The sequence below is a fragment of the Marinobacterium sp. BA1 genome (assembly GCF_041155135.1).
GTDB lineage: Bacteria > Pseudomonadota > Gammaproteobacteria > Pseudomonadales > Balneatricaceae > Marinobacterium > Marinobacterium iners.
Map to the genome: position 1 here is coordinate 1 of NZ_BAAFHC010000001.1, position 25,758 is coordinate 25,758.

Annotated in this window: 24 protein-coding genes; 4 read left to right on the plus strand and 20 right to left on the minus strand. The window is 51.4% G+C overall.

Annotated elements, in window-relative coordinates:
- Together ACAM29_RS00005 and ACAM29_RS00010 are read left to right on the plus strand one after the other, a co-directional pair.
- On the plus strand, positions 1 to 494 hold a 494-nt coding region (locus tag ACAM29_RS00005; RefSeq protein WP_369622764.1), incomplete at its 5' end, for a tlde1 domain-containing protein.
- 1 nt (position 495) lies between these two features.
- Positions 496 to 885, plus strand: coding sequence for a hypothetical protein (locus tag ACAM29_RS00010; RefSeq protein ID WP_369622765.1), 390 nt, complete (start codon positions 496 to 498; stop codon positions 883 to 885).
- A gap of 123 nt (positions 886 to 1,008) precedes the next feature.
- Here the strand turns inward: ACAM29_RS00010 and ACAM29_RS00015 are convergent, their stop codons facing one another.
- From ACAM29_RS00015 to ACAM29_RS00110, 20 genes are all read right to left on the minus strand, one after another.
- Positions 1,009 to 1,956, minus strand: coding sequence for an IS30 family transposase (locus ACAM29_RS00015; protein ID WP_369622766.1), 948 nt, complete (start codon positions 1,954 to 1,956; stop codon positions 1,009 to 1,011).
- A 44-nt stretch (positions 1,957 to 2,000) separates the two neighbouring features.
- A complete protein-coding gene (locus ACAM29_RS00020) occupies positions 2,001 to 2,393 on the minus strand; it encodes an RHS domain-containing protein (RefSeq protein WP_369622767.1) in 393 nt (130 codons plus the stop codon).
- 345 nt (positions 2,394 to 2,738) lie between these two features.
- Entirely contained in the window at positions 2,739 to 3,059 is a 321-nt protein-coding gene (locus tag ACAM29_RS00025) for a hypothetical protein (protein ID WP_369622768.1), read from the minus strand.
- Positions 3,059 to 4,000, minus strand: coding sequence for an RHS repeat-associated core domain-containing protein (locus ACAM29_RS00030; protein ID WP_369622769.1), 942 nt, complete (start codon positions 3,998 to 4,000; stop codon positions 3,059 to 3,061). The genes ACAM29_RS00025 and ACAM29_RS00030 overlap by 1 nt, the downstream gene beginning before the upstream one ends.
- A gap of 246 nt (positions 4,001 to 4,246) precedes the next feature.
- On the minus strand, positions 4,247 to 4,585 hold the full coding sequence (locus ACAM29_RS00035; RefSeq protein WP_369622770.1) for a hypothetical protein: 339 nt from the start codon (positions 4,583 to 4,585) through the stop codon (positions 4,247 to 4,249).
- 13 nt (positions 4,586 to 4,598) lie between these two features.
- A complete protein-coding gene (locus ACAM29_RS00040) occupies positions 4,599 to 5,909 on the minus strand; it encodes an RHS repeat-associated core domain-containing protein (RefSeq protein ID WP_369622771.1) in 1,311 nt (436 codons plus the stop codon).
- Between the two features lie 225 nt (positions 5,910 to 6,134).
- The gene (locus ACAM29_RS00045) at positions 6,135 to 6,509 is read right to left on the minus strand and encodes a hypothetical protein (RefSeq protein WP_369622772.1); all 375 of its coding nucleotides are present in this window, start codon (positions 6,507 to 6,509) and stop codon (positions 6,135 to 6,137) included.
- A 161-nt stretch (positions 6,510 to 6,670) separates the two neighbouring features.
- Positions 6,671 to 7,495, minus strand: coding sequence for an RHS repeat-associated core domain-containing protein (locus ACAM29_RS00050; RefSeq protein ID WP_369622773.1), 825 nt, complete (start codon positions 7,493 to 7,495; stop codon positions 6,671 to 6,673).
- Positions 7,496 to 8,021: 526 nt separating this feature from the next.
- Complete coding sequence (locus ACAM29_RS00055) at positions 8,022 to 9,470, minus strand: RHS repeat-associated core domain-containing protein (RefSeq protein WP_369622774.1); 1,449 nt, start codon at positions 9,468 to 9,470, stop codon at positions 8,022 to 8,024.
- 159 nt (positions 9,471 to 9,629) lie between these two features.
- On the minus strand, positions 9,630 to 10,211 hold the full coding sequence (locus ACAM29_RS00060; protein WP_369622775.1) for a hypothetical protein: 582 nt from the start codon (positions 10,209 to 10,211) through the stop codon (positions 9,630 to 9,632).
- A 23-nt stretch (positions 10,212 to 10,234) separates the two neighbouring features.
- Positions 10,235 to 11,152 carry an RHS repeat-associated core domain-containing protein gene (locus ACAM29_RS00065; RefSeq protein ID WP_369622776.1) on the minus strand — a complete coding sequence of 306 codons (918 nt, stop codon included), beginning with the start codon at positions 11,150 to 11,152 and terminating at the stop codon, positions 10,235 to 10,237.
- A gap of 504 nt (positions 11,153 to 11,656) precedes the next feature.
- Entirely contained in the window at positions 11,657 to 12,040 is a 384-nt protein-coding gene (locus ACAM29_RS00070; RefSeq protein ID WP_369622777.1) for a hypothetical protein, read from the minus strand.
- A 9-nt stretch (positions 12,041 to 12,049) separates the two neighbouring features.
- The gene (locus ACAM29_RS00075) at positions 12,050 to 14,899 is read right to left on the minus strand and encodes an RHS repeat-associated core domain-containing protein (protein WP_369622778.1); all 2,850 of its coding nucleotides are present in this window, start codon (positions 14,897 to 14,899) and stop codon (positions 12,050 to 12,052) included.
- Between the two features lie 81 nt (positions 14,900 to 14,980).
- The gene (locus ACAM29_RS00080) at positions 14,981 to 16,513 is read right to left on the minus strand and encodes a DUF6531 domain-containing protein (RefSeq protein WP_369622779.1); all 1,533 of its coding nucleotides are present in this window, start codon (positions 16,511 to 16,513) and stop codon (positions 14,981 to 14,983) included.
- A 675-nt stretch (positions 16,514 to 17,188) separates the two neighbouring features.
- Positions 17,189 to 18,385, minus strand: coding sequence for an ABC transporter permease (locus ACAM29_RS00085; protein WP_369622780.1), 1,197 nt, complete (start codon positions 18,383 to 18,385; stop codon positions 17,189 to 17,191).
- A complete protein-coding gene (locus ACAM29_RS00090) occupies positions 18,372 to 19,592 on the minus strand; it encodes an ABC transporter permease (protein ID WP_369622781.1) in 1,221 nt (406 codons plus the stop codon). The genes ACAM29_RS00085 and ACAM29_RS00090 overlap by 14 nt, the downstream gene beginning before the upstream one ends.
- A complete protein-coding gene (locus tag ACAM29_RS00095) occupies positions 19,579 to 20,262 on the minus strand; it encodes an ABC transporter ATP-binding protein (RefSeq protein ID WP_369622782.1) in 684 nt (227 codons plus the stop codon). The genes ACAM29_RS00090 and ACAM29_RS00095 overlap by 14 nt, the downstream gene beginning before the upstream one ends.
- Positions 20,259 to 21,389, minus strand: a complete 1,131-nt coding sequence (locus tag ACAM29_RS00100; protein WP_369622783.1) for an efflux RND transporter periplasmic adaptor subunit — start codon at positions 21,387 to 21,389, stop codon at positions 20,259 to 20,261. Before ACAM29_RS00100 ends, ACAM29_RS00095 begins: the two co-directional genes overlap by 4 nt.
- A gap of 40 nt (positions 21,390 to 21,429) precedes the next feature.
- A complete protein-coding gene (locus tag ACAM29_RS00105; protein WP_369622784.1) occupies positions 21,430 to 21,861 on the minus strand; it encodes a DNA polymerase III subunit chi in 432 nt (143 codons plus the stop codon).
- 2 nt (positions 21,862 to 21,863) lie between these two features.
- The gene (locus tag ACAM29_RS00110) at positions 21,864 to 23,390 is read right to left on the minus strand and encodes a leucyl aminopeptidase (protein WP_206835619.1); all 1,527 of its coding nucleotides are present in this window, start codon (positions 23,388 to 23,390) and stop codon (positions 21,864 to 21,866) included.
- A 185-nt stretch (positions 23,391 to 23,575) separates the two neighbouring features.
- On the opposite strand from ACAM29_RS00110, the gene lptF reads away from it, so the two are divergent.
- Entirely contained in the window at positions 23,576 to 24,694 is a 1,119-nt protein-coding gene (gene lptF / locus ACAM29_RS00115; protein ID WP_091827835.1) for an LPS export ABC transporter permease LptF, read from the plus strand.
- Entirely contained in the window at positions 24,691 to 25,752 is a 1,062-nt protein-coding gene (gene lptG, locus ACAM29_RS00120; protein WP_206835613.1) for an LPS export ABC transporter permease LptG, read from the plus strand. Before lptF ends, lptG begins: the two co-directional genes overlap by 4 nt.
- Positions 25,753 to 25,758 lie beyond the last annotated feature (6 nt).

Consider the following 25,758-nt stretch of genomic DNA (forward strand, 5'->3'; position numbering starts at 1 on the left):
GGGGACTCAATACCTACGTTTACGTGAACAGTAATCCAGTGATGTACATCGATCCTTTGGGACTTACTGCGCTTCAATATGACCAATCAAGTGGCACTCTTACAGTTGATCCGCAAAATGGATCGTCTCCATATAACATTCCGTCATCATCTGGGCGAAATGGTTCAACTGATCAAACTGCAAGAAATCAGGGACCAATTCCTACCGGTGGATATACTGGAAATGCAAGCAATTTAACTAATCCCGGATTCTTTGGCGATTTAGCACGTAATACACGAGGCGACTGGGGTGATTGGCGAATGCCATTAAATCCAAATGATGGAACAAACACCTTTGGTAGAGACGGCTTTTTCTTACATGGTGGTAGTGGGGATGGGTCTGCTGGTTGTATTGATATAGGTGGCGGGATTACCGGAAATGACCAAACGGATGGACTATTAAATGATATTCTTAATGACCCCGATGGCATAATTCCTTTGACAGTAATTCCATAATATGAAAATTAGTAACCCAATCTACATCGGTGTAATTCATATAGCTTGCTTCATTGTTGGATATGTGATGATGCAAGTTATATTTTCACACTCGGATTCACGAAATGCATATTCATTAATTAATGCTTGGTGGCTAAGTCTATATGTCGGTTTGATAGTAGGTGAAAATTTACGGTGTTTGATCGCTGCCTTTCCAGTGGCTGCTGTTGGCTTAACCGTGCTATATCTTACCGGGTTAGGGGATAGTTTTTATCATGATGCTCCAACCACTTTATCCTTCAAATTAGCTTTTGTGGTTTTTATGCAGAGTGTTGTGATAGTTAGTCCGATATTGATCAACAGTGGTGTGGGTTTGGTTACAAAAAATAAAATGAACGTGGAAAATAAATAGGACACTCACTTTAAATAATGGCCCGCAATGCGGGCCATTAATGTTTTAGGGTTATTTACCCCTTCGCAGCTTTCCCCATGACCTTAGTCATCCGCGAATTCAACTCCGAAGTGCGACACCCGCCTATGCAGCCTGAAGGTATTCCTGGAATACAATTTCGGGCTGCCTGAACCCGAGGCATTTGCGAGGCCTCAGGTTTAACTGTTTTTCTGCCTTGCGGACATCCTCGCCGGTGATCATCCGCAGATCCGTACCTTTCGGGATGTATTGGCGTAGCAGGCCGTTAAAGTTCTCGTTCAGCCCTCGCTCCCATGACGAGTACGGGTGGGCAAAATAGAACTCCGCGCCCAGCGCTTTGGTTATAGCCTTGTGCTCTACGAATTCGCTCCCGTTATCCGCCGTAATCGTGTGCACATACGCCGCATAGGGCTTGAGCATATCGATGATGGCATCCCGCACATCACTGGCCCGTTTGGCTGCTACTTTGCGGACCAGATACAACCTGCTTTTGCGCTCAGCCAAGGTAACTAGGGCACCGCTACCATGCTTGCCCAGCACCGTATCAACCTCCCAGTCACCGAAGCGCTCTCGCGTATCCACAATCGACGGGCGCTCATCTATCGAGCGCGGATCAGGGATCACCGAACGCTTGCTGTTGGCGCCTCTACGATACCGTTTATGGCCCTGGCGCAGCGCTTTGTAAAGCTTGCCGCCACGCACCCTGTCCGCCGCCACATGGCGGTAGATCCACTCGTGGCTCACCGGTAGGCCGATGAGCTTGCTGACGCCGCTGATCTGTTCCGGGCTCCACCGCCAGGATAAAGTCAATTCCACATAGCGAACGACCCGTTCCGGCAAGCGGTATTTGGCGGCACCTGTACGCCTCCGCATGGCCTGTTGATGCGCTTTGCCGGGATTGTATGCCTCTCGGCTACTGTTGCGTTTCAACTCCCGATAGACCGTCGAACGATGGACTTTGACTGCTTGGGCAATCGCTGTTGCTGGACTTCCCTGCGCAAGAAGAACCGATATCTGGTATCGTTTCCCCTCGGTCAACTGCTGATAACTCATGGTGATACTTACTTCTACCTTTGGCGAGATGAAGCGTACCACTGTCAGCAGTTGGCTACCTCTCGCCGTTCAACCATGAGTGTCGCACTTATTATCTGAATTCCCGTACTCCCAGGGGCAACAGCGGCTTGCCCAAATGCATCATAGTCCGCCCGCCAGACCACCGTTCCCTGATTATCACTCACGACCTGCGGTGTATTGAGGTGGTCAGTATGTATGTAGTATACGACGGCTGAAGCGGGGCCTGAATGAATCACCGCCAGTGGCTGTGTGCCCAACCAGACATACTCCACCTTTGTCTGCCCGCTATGATCAAGCTCGGCCAGCAGCTGCCCGGATTGATTGTACAGGTAGTAGGTGGTTTGGCCATTAACAGTCTTACTTGTACGCTGACGATGAGCATTGTACGTGTAGGTTGCGCTTACCGTGCCGCTCACACTGGTGAGACTGTTGTAGCGGTCGTAGCTGAAGCTCAGGCCCCCTTTACTCAGTACATTGCCATTCGCGTCTTATTCCCCACAGTTTCCCACGTAGATTTATCACGTTTCTGAACCAAAAGGTTGCCACATCAGCCTATGAAGCTGGTTGACTGACATAGAGTTTTGAACCTCCTTTTGTATGCGCTGGCCTCGAATGCACAGCCTGCTGGCTAGGCGTGCACACCGAAACCAGGGTAATCCCCCCCGAAAAGGTGGCACGCTATGCTGGTGAAAATGACAATTATTTTAATAAGAAAAGGGCCAGCATTACGCTGGCCTATATAATTATTTTTAAAATAATTTTTACTGATAGAACTTACTACATTTTTTTAAAAGGCTTGCCAAACTTTCTTCTTTTTCACTGAACTTAAATTCAATAGCTGTTAAGAAATCGATTAGTAGTTTTTCTAGCTCTATTTTAAGGTTGTTTTCATAATCAATCTTAATATAAATCTTATCGTCAATGATGGACAGAACTATCTTGTTTCCCAAAGAATCATAAGCCTTGTATACATCATTCTGAATATCAACGGCTTCTATAGAGTCTTGTACGCTGGATACAGACATGTAAAAGTTAACATCTAACCCTTCAGCAATAATAATCGGAAAGTTATACATATTCATTAGAATCTATCCGTCCATTTCTTATCGTGCGGGCTAGGTTGGAAAGGTCTATGTCTATTAATTCCCTGTCCCGGCTGGGTTTGACCATCAGCTCCCGGATTGCCTCTACGGTGATAATGCGGCCAGCGACCATACTTATGGTTGGTTCTGTTACCATACGGAGCTATTCGTATATCTTTACCAATCTTATATTCCTTGCCAACCTTAAAACCTTTGTACAACCAGCCACCAGCTCCTGTTACGGGTACTAAAGTGCCTCCAGCTTCACCAGATTGATATAGGGCAGAGCAATGATCGACAGCCCCATTTGTACCCATTTGATCTCTGAGCCAATCAGTCAGGCCAAATGAAATACCATCACCAAAGCCCGCAGCAACATCAACAGTGCCTTGTGGTAAAGGATCACCCCATGCCCAAAGACCATAAGGATCGTAAAACATGATGGGATTGTTATAGACGTAAGCGTATGTATTGAGCCCCCCATCCAACCCAATCGGATCACTCTGAAGATACCGTCCCGTACTGGGGTCGTAATCCCGATAATAGTTGTAATGTAGCCCCGTTTCACTGTCAAAATACTGACCAGGAAAACGGAGGTTGAATGTCAGGATACTCCCAGGGGCAACAGATGCTTGCCCAAATGCATCATAGTCCGCCCGCCAGACCACCGTTCCCTGATTATCACTCACGACCTGCGGTGTATTGAGATGATCAGTGTGTATGTAGTATACAACGGCTGAAGCGGGGCCTGAATGAATTACCGCCAGTGGCTGTGTGCCCAACCAGACATATTCCACTTTTGTCTGCCCGCTATGATCAAGCTCGGCCAGCAGCTGCCCGGATTGATTGTACAGATAATAGGTGGTTTGGCCATTAACAGTCTTACTTGTACGCTGACGATTGGCATTGTACGTGTAGGTTGCGCTTACCGTGCTGCTCACACTGGTGAGGCTGTTGTAGCGGCCGTAGCTGAAGCTTAGGCCTTTACTCAGTACATTGCCATTCGTGTCTTATACCCCACAGTTTCCTACGTGGATTTATCACGTTTCTGCGCTAATAAGGTTGCCACATCAGCCGATGAGGCTGGTTGGCTGACACTGTACAAGCTTTGAACACCCTCGAAAGGTGTGTACACGATACTGGTAAGAATGCACACACCTAATTCTAAGATAAACTCAATTTATAATTTATTCTGGCATTAATATTAAATCATAATTAACCCTTCTTAATATAATAGACTCTTTTTTTAATAACTCTATAGGGTCACCAGCTTCGTATTTTTCATCGGAATATAATTTAACCGACCCAATCTTCTGGTTTTCTATGTTTATGAAAGTCAAGTATTTCACATTCCCTGTAATAGTGCTTTTATAAGAAGATTCTATAACAATGCCTTTAGCTGGCGTAGCATCATATAAGACCTGATCTAAACCAAAAAAAATAAAAAAAACCAAAATTAATAATGGGTATAATATCTTATTCCAGTCAGGAAAAAAACTTTTTATATAGATGATATAATATTTCATTTTCCTTTCTTCGCTAGCAGTCAGGAAGATCATAAGGTGTTGGGTAATCAAATAGATCACAAACATTCTGTGGTGCTTCCCCCAGAGCACAGGAATTTTTTATACCACAATCGAAAACAGATAAGCATAAACCGGGGACTTTATTCCCCTTTTTCTTTTTATCTGGGTCATTTGGTTTTGGTCTTGGCTCGTATGGCTGTTCAGTTTTTCCCTTTTCGTCAACAGGATCCGGTATTTTACGTCCACTATCAGGGAAACCTGGATCATCGTCAGACAAGCCTTCTGCAATTACTATGAGCCATTCAGCTAGCTTTTTTCTCCATCTTAGCCCATCAGGATCATAGTAATTGAGCGGATTACCTCCCACATAAAAATAAGTGTTCAGTCCTCCTCTTAGCCCAATCGGATCACTCTGAAGATACCGCCCCGTACTGGGGTCGTAATCCCGATAGTAGTTGTAATGTAGTCCCGTTTCACTATCAAAATACTGGCCAGGAAAACGGAGGTTGAATGTCAGGATACTCCCAGAAGCAACAGATGCTTTCCCAAATGCATCATAGTCCGCCCGCCAGACCACCGTTCCCTGATTATCACTCACGACCTGCGGTGTATTGAGATGATCAGTGTGTATGTAGTATACGACGGCTGAAGCGGGGCCTGAATGAATCACCGCCAGTGGCTGTGTGCCCAACCAGACATACTCCACCTTTGTCTGCCCGCTATGATCAAGCTCGGCCAGCAGCTGCCCGGATTGATTGTACAGGTAGTAGGTGGTTTGGCCATTAACAGTCTTACTTGTACGCTGACGATGAGCATTGTACGTGTAGGTTGCGCTTACCGTGCCGCTCACACTGGTGAGACTGTTGTAGCGGTCGTAGCTGAAGTTCAGGCCCCCTTTACTCAGTACATTGCCATTCGCGTCGTACGTGTAAATACTTTGCGTTGAACCACTGATCTCGAGCAGACGGTTGCTCCAGCTGTCGACGTAGTACGTATCCACCGACTGGCCAGCTGTTTCACTCAAGCGGTTTCCGTTGCTGTCGTAAGTCCAGCTTAGGATAGTGGAGGGTGTTTGCGCATATTCCAGCCGACGCAGAGGGTCATAATCAAAGACTAACTGACCGGTGACCTCCTGATTGATACCTGTAATATCATCGTTGCCATTAAAGCTGTAATTCCGGTCGAGTAACTGGCCGACCTGAGTATCGGTGAGCCGGTATTGGCTGTCGTATGTGTTGGTTAGCGTTAGCCCGTTGCCGTAGGTCAACCCACTGACAGGCCCGAAGGGGGCATGGGTAATGCTGTTGGCCAGCGTTGTCGTCATATCTCGACTAACAGCACCACATGCACGGCAAACCAGCAGGCCCTGTCACTTTCACCGGCCCAAACACATGTAGGCGCTGGCCTCGAATGCACACCCTGCTGGCCAGGCGTGCACACCCAAACCGGAAAGGTGTGCACACCGTGCTGGCCACATGGAGCATTTGGCCAAAACATTAATGAGGTGCTACGGTATATCTAGCACCCAATAAACTCATTCCCTTTTTAATTAATTAGCGAATCTGTTCTCTAACATTCCTCGACATGAAAATACGACAACTTCTGAATCATACATAAGCGATGACAAGCTCAAATCTTTATTATATAAAGCATACTCTCCGCCTGCTATATACCCCTCATCCCCGTTTTTTGTCCGAACCAAAAGCACAAAATCAGTTTTAATATCCTGACAATCGATCACGTATACCTCATCACCAGAATTTAGTTTGGTAACAAAATTTCTACCCGATGGTGGATCAACAGGACTCTCACCTAATGCCAATTCTTCTTCAGCCCGCAGAACAATAATCTCTGGCCAATAATAAAAATAGGCCATTATTAAAAGTAAGAATAATGGAAATACAATCCACAAAAAGTATCGCATTGTATGGCCACACCTGTTTTCTAATTAGATTCATATCCAACCGGATTATGAGTTCCAGGATAATATATATTTCCTTTCACTCGAGGAGAGGAATTAATTATTTTATATATGTCATAAGGGAGCACCCGAGCTTTATCACTCGAATCAACAACTCCAAGTTTTTATAGACAACCTACCCAAGGACTCCCGCAGTTATTAGTAATGCCATTGTAATCATCATAACCCTGTATGCATTGCTGTAACTGTGCTTCTTCTTCAGGGGGCAAATCTAGGACAATTCCACGACCTCCGCGATCAATATCTGGATCAGCCTGGCGATTGGCATAGTCCGAAAATGTTGGATATTTTGTATCCCAGCCATGTGGACCATATGACCAATTTTTACCATTAACATTACCCGAAATGTGTCCCCATCGTCCTGTAAACCCAGGTGATCTCCCCCACTGGACTATTTCAGTGTAGAGCCCCCACGGATCAAGCCAATTAGCTGGATTATTTTGGACATAAGCATAACTGTTAAGCCCTCCTGCTAACCCAATCGGATCACTCTGAAGATACCGCCCCGTACTGGGGTCGTAATCCCGATAGTAGTTGTAATGTAGTCCCGTTTCACTGTCAAAATACTGGCCAGGAAAACGGAGGTTGAATGTCAGGATACTCCCAGAAGCAACAGATGCTTTCCCAAATGCATCATAGTCCGCCCGCCAGACCACCGTTCCCTGATTATCACTCACGACCTGCGGTGTATTGAGATGATCAGTGTGTATGTAGTATACGACGGCTGAAGCGGGGCCTGAATGAATCACCGCCAGTGGCTGTGTGCCCAACCAGACATACTCCACCTTTGTCTGCCCGCTATGATCAAGCTCGGCCAGCAGCTGCCCGGATTGATTGTACAGGTAGTAGGTGGTTTGGCCATTAACAGTCTTGCTTGTACGCTGACGATTGGCATTGTACGTGTAGGTTGCGCTTACCGTGCCGCTCACACTGGTGAGACTGTTGTAGCGGTCGTAGCTGAAGCTCAGGCCGCCTTTACTCAGTACATTGCCATTCGCGTCTTATTCCCCACAGTTTCCCACGTAGATTTATCACGTTTCTGCACCAAAAGGTGCATCACATCAGCCTATGAAGCTGGTTGACTGACACAGAGTTTTGAACACCCTCATCAGGGCTCGAATATGGGGCGTGGTTCGTGCATTCTTATGTGGGTTGTTCATGTCGGTTGCTCTGTGCTGTTTATTTGGCGATAACCAGCATCCCGAACTTAACCGGCGTGAACAACCTCCTTAGCACCCAAACCTAATCTACCTTTACACCTTTAGATATCTATTCATGACTGGGTAGTAACATATCATCAATATGATTTTTGTAATAATTGAGTATTCTCCAAATAAAACAAAATCATATTTTTGACCCAATGTGGCTATGATAATTATTCCCAATAAAATAGATGTCCCTATTGATGCAGCGATGCACGCAAACACTACAGCGAAAAACTTTTTCATGCATTTATCACCGTTCTTCCCATTCGACATCTACAACAGTTGAAGAACCAACTGTCAATGACCAACTTGCATCCCAGCCAAAATCGATTTTCCCATGTGATACGTTCCATGCCTCTCCTAGCTGTGTAACACCAGACCCGTAACCGGCCCATAACATAGACCATCCCACTTGATCGGAAACATACTGTCCGTTAAATAATTCAGGCTTTATAAATTCGAATGGTTCTGTAAACTCAACGCAACTGCTTGCTGTTGTTACATCAGCTCCAACACCTAGGGCTGGCCCAACCCCGATAACGGTAACAGTCGCTCTCTTTCCGTCTACCCAATCTGAAGTGAGTTCATAGCGTGTCGCTGTAGCTCCTACTCCACCAACTACACCAACACTTGTCGCTGTTCCTCTCCAACGTAGGAGCCCGAACGGATCACTATAAATCAACGGATTATTTTCTACATAACCATACGTGTTCAATCCACCCTGAAGCCCAATCGGATCACTCTGAATATACCGCCCCGTACTGGGGTCGTAATCCCTGAAGTAGTTGTAATGTAGCCCCGTTTCACTGTCAAAATACTGGCCAGGAAAGCGGAGGTTGAATGTCAGGATACTCCCAGGGGCAACAGATGCTTGCCCAAATGCATCATAGTCCGCCCGCCAGACCACCGTTCCCTGATTATCACTCACGACCTGCGGTGTATTGAGATGATCAGTGTGTATGTAGTATACGACGGCTGAAGCGGGGCCTGAATGAATCACCGCCAGTGGCTGTGTGCCCAACCAGACATACTCCACCTTTGTCTGCCCGCTATGATCAAGCTCGGCCAGCAGCTGCCCGGATTGATTGTACAGGTAGTAGGTGGTTTGGCCATTAACAGTCTTACTTGTACGCTGACGATTGGCATTGTACGTGTAGGTTGCGCTTACCGTGCCGCTCACACTGGTGAGACTGTTGTAGCGGTCGTAGCTGAAGTTCAGGCCACCTTTACTCAGTACATTGCCATTCGCGTCGTACGTGTAAATACTTTGCGTTGAACCACTGATTTCGAGCAGACGGTTGCTCCAGCTGTCGACGTAGTACGTATCCACCAACTGGCCAGCTGTTTCACTCAAGCGGTTTCCGTTGCTGTCGTAAGTCCAGCTTAGGATAGTGGAGGGCGTTTGCGCATATTCCAGCCGACGCAGAGGGTCATAATCAAAGACTAACTGACCGGTGACCTCCTGATTGATACCCGTAATATCATCGTTGCCATTAAAGCTGTAATTCCGGTCGAGTAACTGGCCGACCTGAGTATCGGTGAGCCGGTATTGGCTGTCGTATGTGTTGGTTAGAGTTAGCCCGTTGCCATAGGTCAACCCACTGACGGGCCCGAAGGGGGCATGGGTAATGCTGTTGGCTAGCGTTGTCGTCATATCTCGACTAACAGCACCACATGCACGGCAAACCGGCACAGCCATTCACGCCACACCAGTAGGCCCTGTCACTTTCACCGGCCCCCACACTTGCAGGCGCTGGCTCCGAATGCACACCCTGCTGGCCAGGCGTGCACACCCAAACCGAAAGGTGCGCACGCCGCGCTGGTCAGAATTCACGGCCAAAATCTATTCTAGGCATATTTATTTTTTATTTAGATAAAAACTTTCAACAAATAATTTCACATCTGATTTTTTATCACACTCTTTATCATTCTTTATTCTACTTATATAATTTTCATCAAGGGATACGGCTTCGTTAAAAAATGCAATGCTGTCAATTTCTGTCAAAAACAAACCAAACCACCCTTTCAAAAAATAAGGTTCAGCCCAAGAAGGGTCTTTAGCTATAGCTTTGTCAACAAAATCAAGCATTATTTTTTTATCTTTTAATTTAAACGCCCATCTTGATAATTCAATAAAACACTCAGATACCAATCGCTGATCATAGTTATCGTCTTTATAAGTATTAGCTAAGTTTTTAAAGTAGCATATATCCTGTTCAACATTAATTTCTTGAGCAATTTTCAGGCAAATGCCAAAGTATCTCCACCAAAACCATTCACCTAAATGGTTTGTATTTTCATTTCGCCCAATGACGCCTTCCAAACTTTTCTTATAAGCTTTCCTTAAATTATTTTTTCTTAAGGCTCCCTCAATCATCCCGTAACGAATACTATTAGGAACTTTAACATTAAATTTTAATATACTTGTTGAATTGAACATAAAAATATTTCACCGCAGATGATTTACGTACCTAATATACATAAGAAGTAAAATGCCATACCTTGAGCGGCACAATACGTTGCAGAACCTCCTGCTCGTTTACAAGTCTCTGTTATTTTCTTTGCAATTTTACCGCAAGCATTATTCGGTGGTTCCCTATTAGTATCGAAAGGCAGGTCTGAAGTCGGCACTTCACATATTTCCGTATTCGTATCAGTCCAAGGATCCAAAGGCTTAGGTAACTCATCGGGCCATTCAATATCACTACTACTTTGTGGATAAAGTGTAGGATCCATAGGGTGATAGCCGTTATAATCAAAACTACCAGGACCTCCTAATTGATTACCCGCACTACCAAATATGGAGCTTCCCGCAGCAGCCCCTGTGGCACCAGCTACTGCATTAACCCCTGCTGTCGCAGCTGTTCCGGCTAAGCCCATAGGGTCATAAAAGGTCAACGGATTGCCCTCTACATACGCATACGTATTCAACCCACCCTGAAGCCCAATCGGATCACTCTGAATATACCGCCCCGTACTGGGGTCGTAATCCCGATAGTAGTTGTAATGTAGCCCCGTTTCACTGTCAAAATACTGACCAGGAAAGCGGAGGTTGAATGTCAGGATACTTCCAGAAGCAACAGATGCTTTCCCAAACGCATCATAGTCCGCCCGCCAGACCACCGTTCCCTGATTATCACTCACGACCTGTGGTGTATTGAGATGGTCAGTGTGTATGTAGTATACGACGGCTGAAGCGGGGCCTGAATGAATCACCGCCAGTGGTTGTGTGCCCAACCAGACATACTCCACCTTTGTCTGCCCGCTATGATCAAGCTCGGCCAGCAGCTGCCCGGATTGATTGTACAGGTAGTAGGTGGTTTGGCCATTAACAGTTTTGCTTGTACGCTGACGATGAGCATTGTACGTATAGCCGCTCACACTGGTGAGACTGTTGTAGCGGTCGTAGCTGAAGCTCAGGCCACCTTTACTCAGTACATTGCCATTCGTGTCTTATACCCAACAGTTTCCTACGTGGATTTATCGCGTTTCTGCATCAAAAAGTTGCTGCATCAGCCTATGAGGCTGGTCGGCTGATGCAGAGTTTTGCACACCTTCTAACGAACCTGGAAGAGCAGCTGGACGGAGTAGCCCAACTAATTCACTTCGAAATTAACAGGGTGGTAAAAGTTTGAAGAGTCAAAAGGTTAGGCGCTCTTCGATCTGATCGCACCGCAATTTGGCACAGCCGTTCACGCCAAACCAGCAGGCCCTGTCACTTTCACCGGCCTCCACATCTGTAGTCGCTGGCCTTGAATGCAAAACGTGCTCGTCAAATGTGACAACTGAAACCGGAAAAGTGTGCATACGCTGCTGGTGAAAATGACAGTTTTGGAACAAAAAAGGCCTACTAATGCAGGCCAATTCAATAGCTGTACAGGAAATTTAGAGCTCCTGAATCGTTTCTTTAATTAAGACTCGTATTTCATTGTTTTTCGATTTTTCTAGTAGATCATTTAAAAAAACCTTAGATTTATTGGGAGCTATATTCGCAGATATGGTAAGTATAGAATCGGCTAATTCAGCATTATCTTCATCCCATATCTTACTCATCCAAAAAATGGATTTTTCAGTTTGCTCCTCTGTTATAGGCTCATAAATCTCAGATGCCTTATTTATCAAATTTAGCAGTGCGTCAGAAAACTCTAGTTCCGTATTAATTTCCAAGTCTGATACTGATAATAGTTTATCAATTAAGCACCAAGTTTCATCTTTAGATGGAATAGTTGGAGCATTAGCAATTTCAATTTTTACATCTTCTAGTTTCACTTTAGCCCCCTATGGTAAGAGAGGTATATGCACTAATGGTGCATTTTGTTCACTTCGAGCATTTCTAACAGTTGTACCTGTAGAAGTTACTGTTCTTCTATTTACACGTAAAGTCATTGTAGGGTTACTTCTTGAATAACTGCCTTGCGGAGCTGTTGGGTTTGGCCCATGACCCCATGCTTCAAAGTTAACGCCATTGTTACTCCAGCGATATCTAAAACCACTTGGTAACTGTTCAGATGAGCGCCAAGTATTTGGTACTCCGCTAGGAATAATGCCTTCTAGATTACTTTGAGATACCTGCCCATTTCTCATGAAATTAGGAAGTTGGGATGCACCAGGGCCGCAGAATCCAGAACTTTGAGCATTGTTTAGATATTGTTGCAATGAGGCAACATCACTTCGATTGTATCGACCCCGTGGTCCTGATGGGCGTACAGTTGAATAACTAAAAGCAGGATCATATCTTCTAATCTGATTCCTTAGGATATTAACCTGTAAGTTTGTTGCTGCTTGCCCAGGAGGCGGAGCCCACGAACCAAATCGAGAGTTATTTCTTAACCCTCTCAGACCTTCAGGGTCAGTGAAGATTAAAGGATTGCCATTCACATACGCATATGTGTTGAGGCCACCCTCAAGCCCAATCGGATCACTCTGAAGATACCGCCCCGTACTGGGGTCGTAATCCCGATAGTAGTTGTAATGTAGCCCCGTTTCACTGTCAAAATACTGGCCAGGAAAGCGGAGGTTGAATGTCAGGATACTCCCAGGGGCAACAGATGCTTGCCCAAATGCATCATAGTCCGCCCGCCAGACCACCGTTCCCTGATTATCACTTACGACCTGCGGTGTATTGAGGTGGTCAGTATGTATGTAGTATACGACGGCTGAAGCGGGGCCTGAATGAATCACCGCCAGTGGCTGTGTGCCCAACCAGACATACTCAACCTTTGTCTGCCCGCTATGATCAAGCTCGGCCAGCAGCTGCCCGGATTGATTGTACAGGTAGTAGGTGGTCTGGCCATTAACAGTCTTGCTTGTACGCTGACGATTGGCATTGTACGTGTAGGTCGCGCTTACCGTGCCGCTCACACTGGTGAGGCTGTTGTAGCGGTCGTAGCTGAAGCTCAGGCCACCTTTACTCAGTACATTGCCGTTCGCGTCGTACGTGTAAATACTTTGCGTTGAACCACTGATTTCGAGCAGACGGTTGCTCCAGCTGTCGACGTAGTACGTATCCACCAACTGGCCAGCTGTTTCACTCAAGCGGTTTCCGTTGCTATCGTAAGTCCAGCTTAGGATAGTGGAGGGCGTTTGCGCATATTCCAGCCGACGCAGAGGGTCATAATCAAAGACTAACTGACCGGTGACCTCCTGATTGATACCCGTAATATCATCGTTGCCATTAAAGCTGTAATTCCGGTCGAGTAACTGGCCGACCTGAGTAGCGGTGAGCCGGTATTGGCTGTCGTATGTATTGGTTAGCGTTAGCCCGTTGCCATAGGTCAACCCACTGACGGGCCCGAAGGGGGCATGGGTAATGCTGTTGGCCAGCGTTGTCGTCACACCGCCCTGGACTGTGGAAATAGACTCAATATTCCCCACGGCGTCTCGCTGAAACAGTACGACCCGTCCACTCGGGTAAGTGATTGAAGACAAGACGTCGGCGTCGTTGTATCCATACTCAATGGTCTGGGCAATGCCACCCAGTACGTGGGTAACGCTGGCTTTCAATCCTCGCGCTGTATAATCGTAACTGATATTTGTGTTCGGCCCTGTGATATTGGTGAGTTGACCAATACCATAACTTGCGTTGGGGTCATCGTACGTCAGGGTTATCGTCTGACTCGGATCATAAGGGTCTTCGATCTCGATCAGACGATTGAGTGCATCGTACGCGTAATGGGTTTGCTGTCCGTTAGCATCAGTTTCGCCTGTTAGGTTGCCGGCGGAATCATAGGTGTAGCTCGTTGTCCCCGTATCAGGGCTGATTTGCTGCACCCTGTCACCGTAGCCATTGTAAACATACTGGGTGGTGTGGCCATTTGGATCAGACACGGATGTCAGCTGGTTCAGACTGTCATATGAATACAATGTCTGCCCTTGCAAGGCGTCTGTTGTCTGTGTAAGCCGGTTCAGGGCATCAAAAGCATGCGCAGTCGTGTTGGCTTCCCCGTCGATGGCTTGGACCAGGTTGCCATTTAAGTCATATTGCCGTTGCTGACTGCCATTGAGCCCCACCACCTCAAGCAAACGCGAGAGTTCGTCATATACTTGAGCACGGGTATAACGCAGGCTTTCATTTGCATCCAGAATACGCTCTTCGACTCGATTGCCTGCGGCGTCTAAAACATACTCGATGCGGTTGCCAAGCGAGTCGGCAATGGCACTCACACGACCGGTATCATCGTAGAGGTAAGTAAGTGTTGTTTGGTCGGGTAAGGTGATACCGGTCAGATTACCGATAGCATCATATGTAAAACCGGTGGTGGCGCCGGCGGTGATGCGCGTTATCAGTCGGCCAAGGCCATCATAGGCCAGCGTCGTTAATACCCCGTTAGGGTCAACTAATGTCAGAGGCCGTCCGTCGGCATCATGCGCAGTGATCTCACTCACTTGGCCAAGGGCATTGGTCACCTGAATCAAGTTGCCTTGCGCATCGTAGTCGTAACTGGTGACATCTTGCACATCAGTACGGGGGCCATCAGCTGTTGCCAGCTGGCCAGGAATCGGGCCATTTGTCCCGGCAGTATCGGGATGATAGGTGTAAGTCCAGCTGCGATTAGCGTGCGCCGCGTTGACGCCTAACGCCAGTAATAAAACGCCGCCTAGCAGGTGTGTGCCCAAATGCTTCATCATAGTGTCATTCCTCACGTATTGTCCTTGTATGCCATATCCACCCTGGATGGCAGCTCCGATAGTGTTCAGGTTTGAAAACTATCAGGGCTGCGGCGTCACCACCTGACTCAATAGACGCCCGGTAGCGTCATACGTCATCTCAGTGACTCGCTGCGGCTCGGTAATCATGACCGGTAGCTGTAAAGTCGGGTGCCACTGGGTTGTGATTGTCCGTGCCTCAGGGGTCCCGCTTGCTTCCGTTCTACTCGTTTCCAGTCCGCGACTGTTGTATTGGTAAACGGTCACAATCCCGCGTTCATCTGTTTTGCTTGTCAGTAAACCCCTGGTGTCATAGCTGTAGCTGGAGTTACTGGCAGGGCAATTAGGCGTTGGCTCGCCATCTATCGATGCTATACGCTTCACACCGTCAATGACGACGTAGTGGTAGGTCACTTCACGACCAAGCGCATTTGTGACAGTCACCGAACCATCGGTGTTATAAACGATGCTGGTCTCATCAGCGCCGTCTGCATGAACGCTTTTAGTAGCGCGTCCCGATGAGTCGTATTCCCAGGTGACATAACGTATCCCCCGCTCATCGGTGATGCCCGTCAGGAATTGCGGGTAAGTAGCGTTCTCGTAGTGAAATGTGCGCTCAAACGTCTGACCACCCGCCAGGGTAGTAACCTGAGTCAGACGTGACGAATCGTAGGTGTAAGTGGTCGACAAAGAGCTAGTGACCAACGAAAGCGGTTGGAAGTGTTCATCCTGAGTGAATGTCAACTGACGGCCAAATGTATCTTCTACCAGTACATCAGTTGCACCATAGGTCAGCACATGAAATTGTCCGTTGATATTGGCCATCCGTGTGAGACGCCCCTGACTATCGAAGTCGAAAACGTCCTGCCTGGAAGAGGTATATCGCCACCCAGTACCGCTTTGTTCCAAGGTTCCCAACTCTGCTGGGCTGGGAGTGATCGTGCTGCCAGTAACAGTAAATGCTGACTCACGACCATCAGCTAGGATTAATGTGATGAGTCCACTCGTGATGTTCAGGCGTGTGGAATAATTGTGCCTCCAGTAACCATCTACACTGTTATAATGCCGAGCGAAGAACAGTGGATACGGCCCATTCGCACGATAGTCTTCTTCCTTCTGGAATTTGTTACCGATCGCCGTGTTGATGGGATTCCCCTGTGAATTGCTGGGTGCATCACAGGCAAGGGTTTCGGGTTCACCTTTATTCTTTCCTAGAGTGACCTCAGGGTCGTAGAACAGGTTCATGTTGTCCGTTGCACTGCATCCGCCGGCACTTCCTGATACTGAAAAGAAATTGTTACCTTCTCTCAGGTTAACAGACACTCCACGCGTTTCCAGGAAACTCACGGCAGCGGTAAAAGATCCTGAGTAATTGAAAAATGGGGTGCCGTTTAGGGTGGCGGTAACGGTGCCATAGTCACCATGCTGAGCATCCGCACCACCTTGACCGTATACGGTGATAGTAGATGACCTGACGGTCGTACCATCACTGGGTGACGTAAACTGTAGCGTACATGCAGCATTTGCGATCGAAGAGAAGCCTTGCGCTGCAAGCAGAAGCCCTGTGACCGATGCAATTCGAAGCATTTTGCTCATCATTAAATCCTTTTAAAGTGTTAATGCGTTATATAGATCACGCTCTTTCCACTTCACTTATATAAAGTGTCCAGAACTCTATGACCAAGCTTGATGTGGTTTATTAGCAGCAATGTTCATGCTTATCTTAATAAATCCATGACGTTATATTGATGATATCAATGAGCCACGATGAGTTAGCCCAGCAGGCCTAGCGTCTAACGAGCAAGATGCTTCCACTATTAATGGGCAACGCGCGATGCTGGCTTCCTTGACTCTGGTGTTTCGTGCAGAGAATTTTGACTGACTGAAAGATCGCGGGGCAAAAACGACACGACTCAAAATGCTGGTGCAATTTGCCCTGCGACTGCGACTGCGACTGCGACTGCGACTCGATTGAGGTGAGCGTTTCGGAATGGCGTATATGCTGCTACTGTGAAATAGTATTTTCAGCTTCATTTGAACATCCTTGTTTGTCGCTGAACAGCATTAAAAACAGCGTGTCAAAAAAACGACACTAATAAATCGCTATCTTTTGCGGAATTCAAAAGCATTCTCATTGAGTCTAGCATTACATAATAAATTAGCAACACCAATTATAAGCACTAGAAAGGTTGTTCACCCTGTACAAATCATTTCCAGTTGCACGTAAACGGGCTGGGGTTTGCATAGCTACGCAGCACCTGTGTAACCGCCTCACTCACTCTGCAGCGCCAACACCGGGTTTAGGCCGGCGGCGCGCTTGGCCGGCAATACGCCCGAGATAAGCCCCACCAGTGCGGAGAGTGCCAGTGCCAGCAGCAGGTAAAACGGGTCAAGCTGTATGGGCAGACCGGGGATGCCCAAGGCCAGTGCGGCCAGTGCCAGACCGCTGAGCAGAATGCCGGCGATGCCACCCAGCAGCGAGAGCAGTACGGCTTCACCCAGAAACAGCCACATCACCTGCCGACGGGTTGCGCCAACGGCGCGCAGCAGGCCAATTTCGGCGCGGCGTTCATGTACGGTGGTGACCATGATGGTCACGATGCCGATGGCGCCGACCAGCAGGGATATGCCGCCCAGTCCACCAACGGCCAGCGTCAGGATACCGAGAATACGATCAAGGCTCTTCAGCATCTCATCCTGAGTGATGAGGGAAAAGTCCTCGACACCATGGCGGTCAATCAGCCGCTGGCGAACCTGTTCGGCCATGGCGGATGCGCTGATCCCGGGGCGATAGGTCACGTCGATCTCCATCAGGCCGCTGCGGTTGAACAGGCTCAGGGCGCGCTCCACCGGGATGTAGACGATGTCGTCCAGATCGAAGCCCAGCATCTGTCCCTTTTCGGTCATGACACCCACCACCCGGTAGCGTTCGCCCCCCACGCGGATGAACTGGCCAAGCGCACTCTGTGTGCCAAAGAGTTCCTGTTTGACCTTGTGACCCAGTACTGCCCAGGGCTGTGGGTAACCGTTGCGACTGTCGGGCAGAAAGCGTCCCTGAGCGATCTCGAAGCGCCAGGCCGCGGCCATGTCGCTGCCGCTGCCGATAATATCGGTGTGACGTACACGCCGGCCGAATTCAATGGCGCCGCTGCCCTGAACCACCGGAACCACATGTTCCACAAAGGGCAGAGACTGCAGGCTCCAGGCATCCTCAACCAGCAAGGGGCGGGTGCTGGCAAGCAGGCCTCCTGTGCCGCCGGTCTGGGATTTTCCCGGGTTGATGGCGATGATGCGGGTGCCGAACTGGGAAAAGTTTTCCAGCACATAGAGACGAATGCCTGCGCCCAGCGTCGTCAGCAGCACCACCGCACAGATGCCGATGGCGATGCCCAGAATGGTCAGGCTGCTGCGCATGCGGCTGGCGCGCAGGCTGGTCAGGGTCAGGCGGATATAGTCAGCGCTGCGCATCGGTAATGCCCTTGAGTGCCAGAACAGGGGGCAGGCGGGCGGCCTTGCGTGCCGGCAGCCAGGCAAACAGCAATGCCACTGCGATGGCCAGCAGAATGGCCCCGGCCAGCGCCCACCCCGGAACCGAAACCGGGAACTGCGGCCAGAGCCAGTGGCCGGTCCAGAGCAGCGCATAACCGATCAGTACGCCCAGTGCGGCACCCAGCAGTGCCATCATCAGTGCCTCGCTGAGAAACAGGCGGTGCACCTGACGCTCGCTGGCGCCCAGAGCCTTGAGCAGCCCGATCTCCGAGGTGCGCTGGCTGACGCTGATCAGGGTGATGTTCATGATCAGAATGCCGGCGACCACCAGACTGATGGCCGCAATGGCCCCGACCGCCAGTGTCAGCAGTTGCAGAATGTCATTGAAAACGCCCAGCAGGCTGTCCTGTGTGATCAGGGTGACGTCTCGCTCGCCCTGATGACGTGCCTGAATCAGATCAAGAATGGCCGGTTTGAGGTCATCGGTCATGTCAACATGGCGGACCTGTACAAACAGCCGGAACAGTCCCTGAGTATCGAATAGTTGCTGTGCGCTGGCGACCGGGATGATCACCGCCTCGCTCATGTCAGTTCCAAGGGAAACGCCACGATTTTCCAGCACTCCAATGACGCGGCAGCGCCGGTCAGCGGTGCGCAGCCAGCGACCCAGTACCGGTGTCTGGTCGAACAGGTCCTCTCGTACGCCCTGGCCGATGACGCAGACCGGCTCGGCCCGCTCCAGTTCCAGTGCTGGCAGCAGACGTCCCTGGGCGGGGCTGAGCTGTCGAATCTGGAAAAATGCCTCACTGGTACCGACCACCATCAACTCCCGGTTGCGACCGTTGGCTTCCGCCTGCGTCAGCCCTACGACCAGAGGGGCAACGGCCTTGACCCCCGGCAGCCCCAGTACCGCTCGGGCATCATCCAGCGTGAGGTCGCGCGTGCCTTCGCCGGTCAGGGGTGGCAGGCCCCCGGTGGTTTCCTTGCGCCCCGGCAGCACGATCAGCACATCGTTGCCCAACAGGCTGAACTCTTCCAGCACGAAGCGGCGTGCGCCTTCCCCCATGCCGGTCAGCAGCAGTACGGCCGAGACACCGACGGCTGTAGCCAGCAGGGTCATCAACGTACGAAACCATTGCCCCGTGAGCAGGCGCAGGTTGAATCGGATCAGATCAGTGGCCTGCATCTCGCTCATCCTTCAGCAATCGGCCATCCTGCATCCAGAGCCTGCGCCGGGCACGTTTGCCCATGGCGGCATCATGGGTGACGATCACAAGGGTGATACCGTCCTCGTTCAGCTCTTCCAGCAGTTCGATCACATCCTGTCCCGAGTGGCTGTCGAGGTTGCCGGTGGGCTCGTCCGCCAACAGCAGGCCGGGTTTGCGGATCACGGCACGGGCGATGGCGACACGCTGGCGCTGGCCGCCGGAGAGCTGATGGGGCAGGTGGTTGGCGTGGCGTTCCAGTCCCAGCCGTGTAAGCAGTTCGTCCACCCGTGGCCGGCGCGCGGACGGCTCGGTGCCGGTCAACACCAGTGGCAGTTCAATGTTCTCGCGGGCCGTCAGACGGTCAATCAGATGGTAAGCCTGAAACACGAAGCCGATGCGACGGTTGCGCTCGGCGGCTCGGGCTTCCTCTTTCAGCGTCATCATGTCCGTGTCGTCGAGCCAGTAGTGTCCGCTGTCGGGGGTGTCCAGCAGTCCCAGCATGTTCAGCAGGGTGGATTTGCCGGAGCCGGAGGGGCCCATGACAGAGAGGTATTCACCGGCTTCGATCTCAAGGTCCACATGGTCCAGCGCCTGTACCGGTTCGTCCCCCAGCTGATAACGCTTGCACAGTTGCTGCAACCGGATCATGGCGCCGGTACCACCCGGGCGCCGTCGTCTGCCCCGCTGTCCAGTGAGCGCAGAATGCGGTCGCCTGCCTCAAGTCCCTCGACCACTTCGGTCCAGGTCCAGTTGCCCAGCCCTGTCTTGAGTTGCACGGCCTGCAGGGTGCCGCTGTCGTCGTCATAGCGCAGCACGCGGTTGTTCTGCAGCAGGGTTTCAGTCGGCACACGCAGCACGTCTGCGTGCTGCTGGATGATCACTTCAATATCGGCACTGTATCCGACCAGCAGGTGAGCATCGGTGGGTGGGGGGGTGAAGCGAACATCCACATCGACGGTGCGGGCCTGTTTTTCCAGTTCGGAGACAAAGGGCGCAATGCGCGAGACCTCGCCGGCAAAACTCTGACCCCGGAAGGCGTCCAGCGTGATACGTACCGGCTGACCCACCGCCAGCCGCGCGGCCTCGACTTCATCGATGGGGGCACGCACATACAGGCAGCTGTCGTCGATCAGGTCAACGGCCGGCGGTGTAGGAACGCCGGGCGGGGAGGGAGTGACATACTCGCCCACTTCGCCATTGATCTCGGCGACGACCCCGGCAAAGGGCGCCTTCAGGGTGGTGTTATCGAGCAGTACCTGGTGCAGTTTGAGCGTGGCGTGGGCCTGTTCTGTCAGTGCCTGAGCCTCTTCGCATGCCAGTGCCGAACGGCGTGCTTCGGTTTGGCGCTGATCCAGCAGATCGTCCGAGGCAAGCCTGTCGTGAGCCAGGGTCTCGGTACGACGAGCCTCGCGCTGCGCCAATGCGGCTGAATGGCATACCGCTGCCGTATGAATCTCACGGGCTTTCAACGTGGCGGCAACTTCTTCAAGGCGTGCCTTAAGGTCGGCATTCCAGAGTTCAAGCAGTGGCTGCCCCTGTTCTACGTGATCGCCCTCGTCAACCAGAAGCCGCTCGACGCGACCACCCTGAGGCATCGACAGGCGAGAACGGCGGCAGGCACGGACGGTGCCGGCACGGCTGTTGGCGGCGAGCTGTTCCACAACGCCGGTTTCAACGCTGGTCAGTGAGACTTCAATGGGCTTGGGCCGGTTCAACCAGTAAAGGGCCATGCCGGCAAGGATTAACAATAACAGGAAGGTGAGCAGCTTTTTCATCCGGCGGGGCTCCTTGTGTCACGGATGCAGTATAGGCAACTCAGCTGCGGTGACGCATGTCGGTTCGGTGCAGCTCAAGGCCATGGTCGCGGCAGCGCGCATAGTTCTCGCGGGTTGCGGCCAGCACCTCGGGGGTCTGAATAACGATCTCGACAATGCGTTCGAATTCGAATGCGGTATCGGGAAGTCTGCCAGACAGGTTGATAAAGACTTCACGGTGATTCGGCAGCTGCTCACCCTGGCCGATCTCGATCGGTGAGGCGGGCAGTCCACCCAGCAGAACATGGGGGACGAAACTCTGTGGACGTGCGGTCCACAACTGCTGGTCCAGCTGGCGTGCCGCTGTCTCATGCTCGGTACTGATGAACACACGCATACCGAGCCCGAGAATTTTTTCGCACAGGCGGCACAGAAAGGCCGCCCGGCTTTCGGGCTCGGTGTCCGGCAGAATGTAATAGTCTGCGCGGGACACGCTTATTCCCCGTGGTCGTGGTCGTGCTCGTCAATCTCGACCTGCTCGGCCAAATCCAGCAGGTACTGACACAGCATGGGCACGCAGCGTCCGGTTGCGCCCTTCTCCTTGCCGTTGCTGTTCCAGGCAACACCGGCGATATCCAGGTGAGCCCAGTTGTACTCCTTGGTAAAGCGGGACAGGAAGCAGGCAGCGGTGATGGTGCCTGCCGCTCGGCCACCGATGTTGGCGATATCAGCGAAGTTGGAGTCCAGCTGTTCCTGGAACTCATCCCACAGCGGCAGCGGCCAGCCGCGGTCGGCTGCATAGTCACCGGCTTCCAGCAGTGCGGAGGCGAGTTCTTCGTTGTTGGACAGTACACCGGTAGCCTGATGGCCCAGGGCGATGATGCAGGCACCGGTCAGGGTGGCAATATCGACCACGGATTGAGGCTCGAAACGACCGGCATAGGTGAGTGCATCACACAGCACCAGACGGCCTTCGGCATCGGTGTTGAGAATCTCAACGGTCTGTCCGGACATGGTGGTGACGATGTCACCCGGCTTGGTGGCCTTGCTGCCGGGCATGTTCTCGGCGGCGGCAATGATACCAACTACGTTGATCGGCAGCTGCATCTCGGCCAGCGCTTCCATGGTACCGAGTACGCTGGCCGCACCGCACATGTCGAACTTCATCTCGTCCATGCCGGCGCCCGGCTTCAGGCTGATGCCGCCAGTGTCAAAGGTGATGCCCTTGCCGACCAGTGCATGGGGCTTTTCATCGTCCTCGCCGCCACGGTATTCGATTACGATCAGCTGTGAAGGCTGGGCGCTGCCTTTGCCAACAGCCAGCAGTGCGTTCATGCCCAGCTCGGCCATCTGTTCTTCATCCAGCACATTGACCTGCAATTCCTCGAATTCTTCCGCCAGTGCCTGTGCCCGCTCGGCCAGATAGACAGGTGTGCAGATGTTGCCCGGCAGGTTGCCCACTTCGCGGGCTGTATCAACGCCGTTGGCGATGGCCACGCCATCGAGCAGGGCGCCTTCACCCAGTTCGATGTCCTCTTCGTCAAGCTTGATCATGATCTGTTCAAGCTTGATCGGATCGGCTTTCTTGCTCTTGGTCTCATCGTACTGATAGAAATCAGCCGAGATCCATTCCACCAGCTGACGGGTTTCGCGGTACACATCGTCCTGTTCGCTGGCGCAGCCATCGAGTGCAAACAGTACTGAGCCGATACCCGACTTTTTCAGGGTGGCGGTGATGCCCTTGATCAGCTTGCGGTAATGACGATCCTTGCGCTCCTCAGGCTTGCCCAAGCCCACCAGCAGGACACGATTGGCCTTGATGCCCGGTACCTTGAACAGCAGCAGCTGTTCACCGGCCTTGCCACTGATGTCGCCACTGTTGATCAGGTCGCTCAGGTAGCCGTTGGCAGCCGTGTCGATCGCCTCTGCGGAGGGGCAGAGTTTACCCTCGGCTTCCAGTGCAACTACGATGCATTCGGTTTCCAGTGTTTCGACACTGCCGTTGATAATCTCAAAATCCATGACGACTCCGTACAAGACATTGCAGACTGATTGGGTGATAATGCGGGGCTTGCTTGATGTCAGGCATCCCGGTGATGTAACCGGTCCGGTGCCGAACGTTGTGCCGCGCAGTTCATAGCTAGATCCAACGCGCACTATAAACCATTTCTCCGATTGGAAACCATGGCGGTGAAAGGGAATCTGTTTTGATTATCTTCCGTTACCTCGCCCGTGAGGCGTTGATTTCAACTCTGGCTGTTACCTCTGTACTGCTGCTGATTATCACCAGTGCACGCCTGATTAAATATCTGGCCGATGCTGCGACCGGCAAGCTGGATGCAGCTTTTGTGTTCTGGGTCCTGCTTTGGCGTATTCCCGGTTTTCTCGAACTTTTGCTGCCGCTGGGACTTTTTCTCGGCATTCTGCTGGCGTTCGGACGGCTCTATCTCGACAGCGAGATGGTGGTGTTGAGGGCCTGTGGCATCAGTCAAAAAAGGCTGGTGCTGTATGCGCTTGGGCCGGCTTCGCTGGTTGCACTGCTGGTGGCGGTGATGACGCTCTGGCTTGCTCCCCTTGGGGCTACCAAGTCGGAAGAGATCTTCAGTATTCAGGAGTCCAGAAGCGAACTGGAGCTGCTGACACCGGGCCGGTTCCAGTCTCAGACGGGCGGCCGGCAGGTCACCTATGCTGAATCGTTTGACAGCGAAAGCGGCCAGCTGCGCGAGGTGTTTATTGCACAGCGCAACGAGAACGGCGAACCGGTGGTACTGTTGGCCGAGCAGGCTGAACGCGTCATTTTGCCGGAATATGGGGGCCGCTTTCTTGTGCTGCAGCAGGGGTATCGCTTCGATGGTGTGCCCGGCTCGGCGGAGTATACCCGCACCGGTTACCGGGAGTACGGCATAAGCCTGCCCGAGGCAGAGTTGGCGCGTGAGGTGACGGAGCTGGATGCACAGCCGACGCTGGCTCTGGTAGACAGCGTGCAGCCGCGTGAACAGGCCCGGTTGCACTGGCGTCTGTCTTTGCCGGTGCTGGCCTTTATCGTGACACTGATTGCGGTGCCGATGAGCCGAACCAATCCACGTCAGGGCCGCTTTGCCAAACTGATTCCGTCCATTGTCTTGTACCTGCTCTATCTATCATTGCTGACCAGTGCGCGTTCAGCCGTTGAGGATGGAGAGGCTGGCGTGTGGCTGCTGTGGCTGGTGCATGCGATATTCCTGACGCTGGCTGCCAATCTGATTCTGGCGGAGCGTTTCTGGGGCGCACAGATCAATCGTGTCCGGAAGCGTCTGCCGCATGTCAGTTGGAGGAAGTCTGCATGATGAAGCTTGAGTGGTACATTGCCCGTCATGTTATTGGTGCCATTCTGGCTGTATTGCTGGTGGTGGTCGGTCTGGACCTTGTCTCGGCGCTGCTGGATCAGTTGGATGATGTCGATGATCACTACACCTTTGTGGGTGTGCTTGAATACCTGATGTTGACTACTCCGCGCCGGATTTATGAGTTTATTCCCTTGAGCAGTCTGGTGGGTTGCCTGATTGGCCTGGGTATGCTGGCCAGTCACAGTGAACTCACCGTCATGCGAGCGGCAGGTTTTTCTACCCGACGCATTCTTGCTGCGGTGTTCAAGCCGGTGCTGGTGTTGGCGCTGTTCGCGCTGGTGTTGGGTCAGTTCATCGCGCCCTATACCGAACAGCGTGCCCAAAGTCTCAAGGCGCTTGCACAGGCCGGTGGTGGTGCGCTGAGTTCACGCTATGGTATCTGGCACCGTGAAGATCGCCTCTTTATTCATATCAATGCGGTAGAACCGGGGGGCGTGATTCATGGCGTCACCCGCTATCGGTTTGATGAGTCCCGCCAACTGGCTGAGGCGAGCTATGCGCGAATTGGGCGCTATGAGTCCGAACGGTGGCAGTTAGAGGATGTCAGCACGACCGAGTTCACCGAAGGGCGTACCCAAGCGTCGCAGCAGTCTCAAGAGTCATGGGAGAGTGGACTGACGCCCGATCTTCTGTCGGTGATCGTGGTTGAACCGGTGGACCTTCCGATCAGTGGCCTCTGGTCCTATTCGAGTTATCTTCAGGCCCAGGGGGTCAATGCGGATACCTATCTGCTGGCGTTCTGGACCAAGCTGTTACAGCCCCTGGCAATTTTGGCACTGGTGCTGATTGGTGTTTCATTCATTTTTGGTCCACTGCGCAGCGTGACGGTCGGCCAGCGGGTGATTGCGGGGGTTGTGTTCGGTTTACTGTTCAAATTTGCACAAGACCTGCTTGGTCCGGCCAGTACCGTGTTTGGCTTCCCGCCCTTCATCGCAGTAGTGCTGCCAGTGCTGCTGTGCATGGTGGCAGGTGGCTGGCTGCTGCGTCGAGCGGGTTAAACTTCA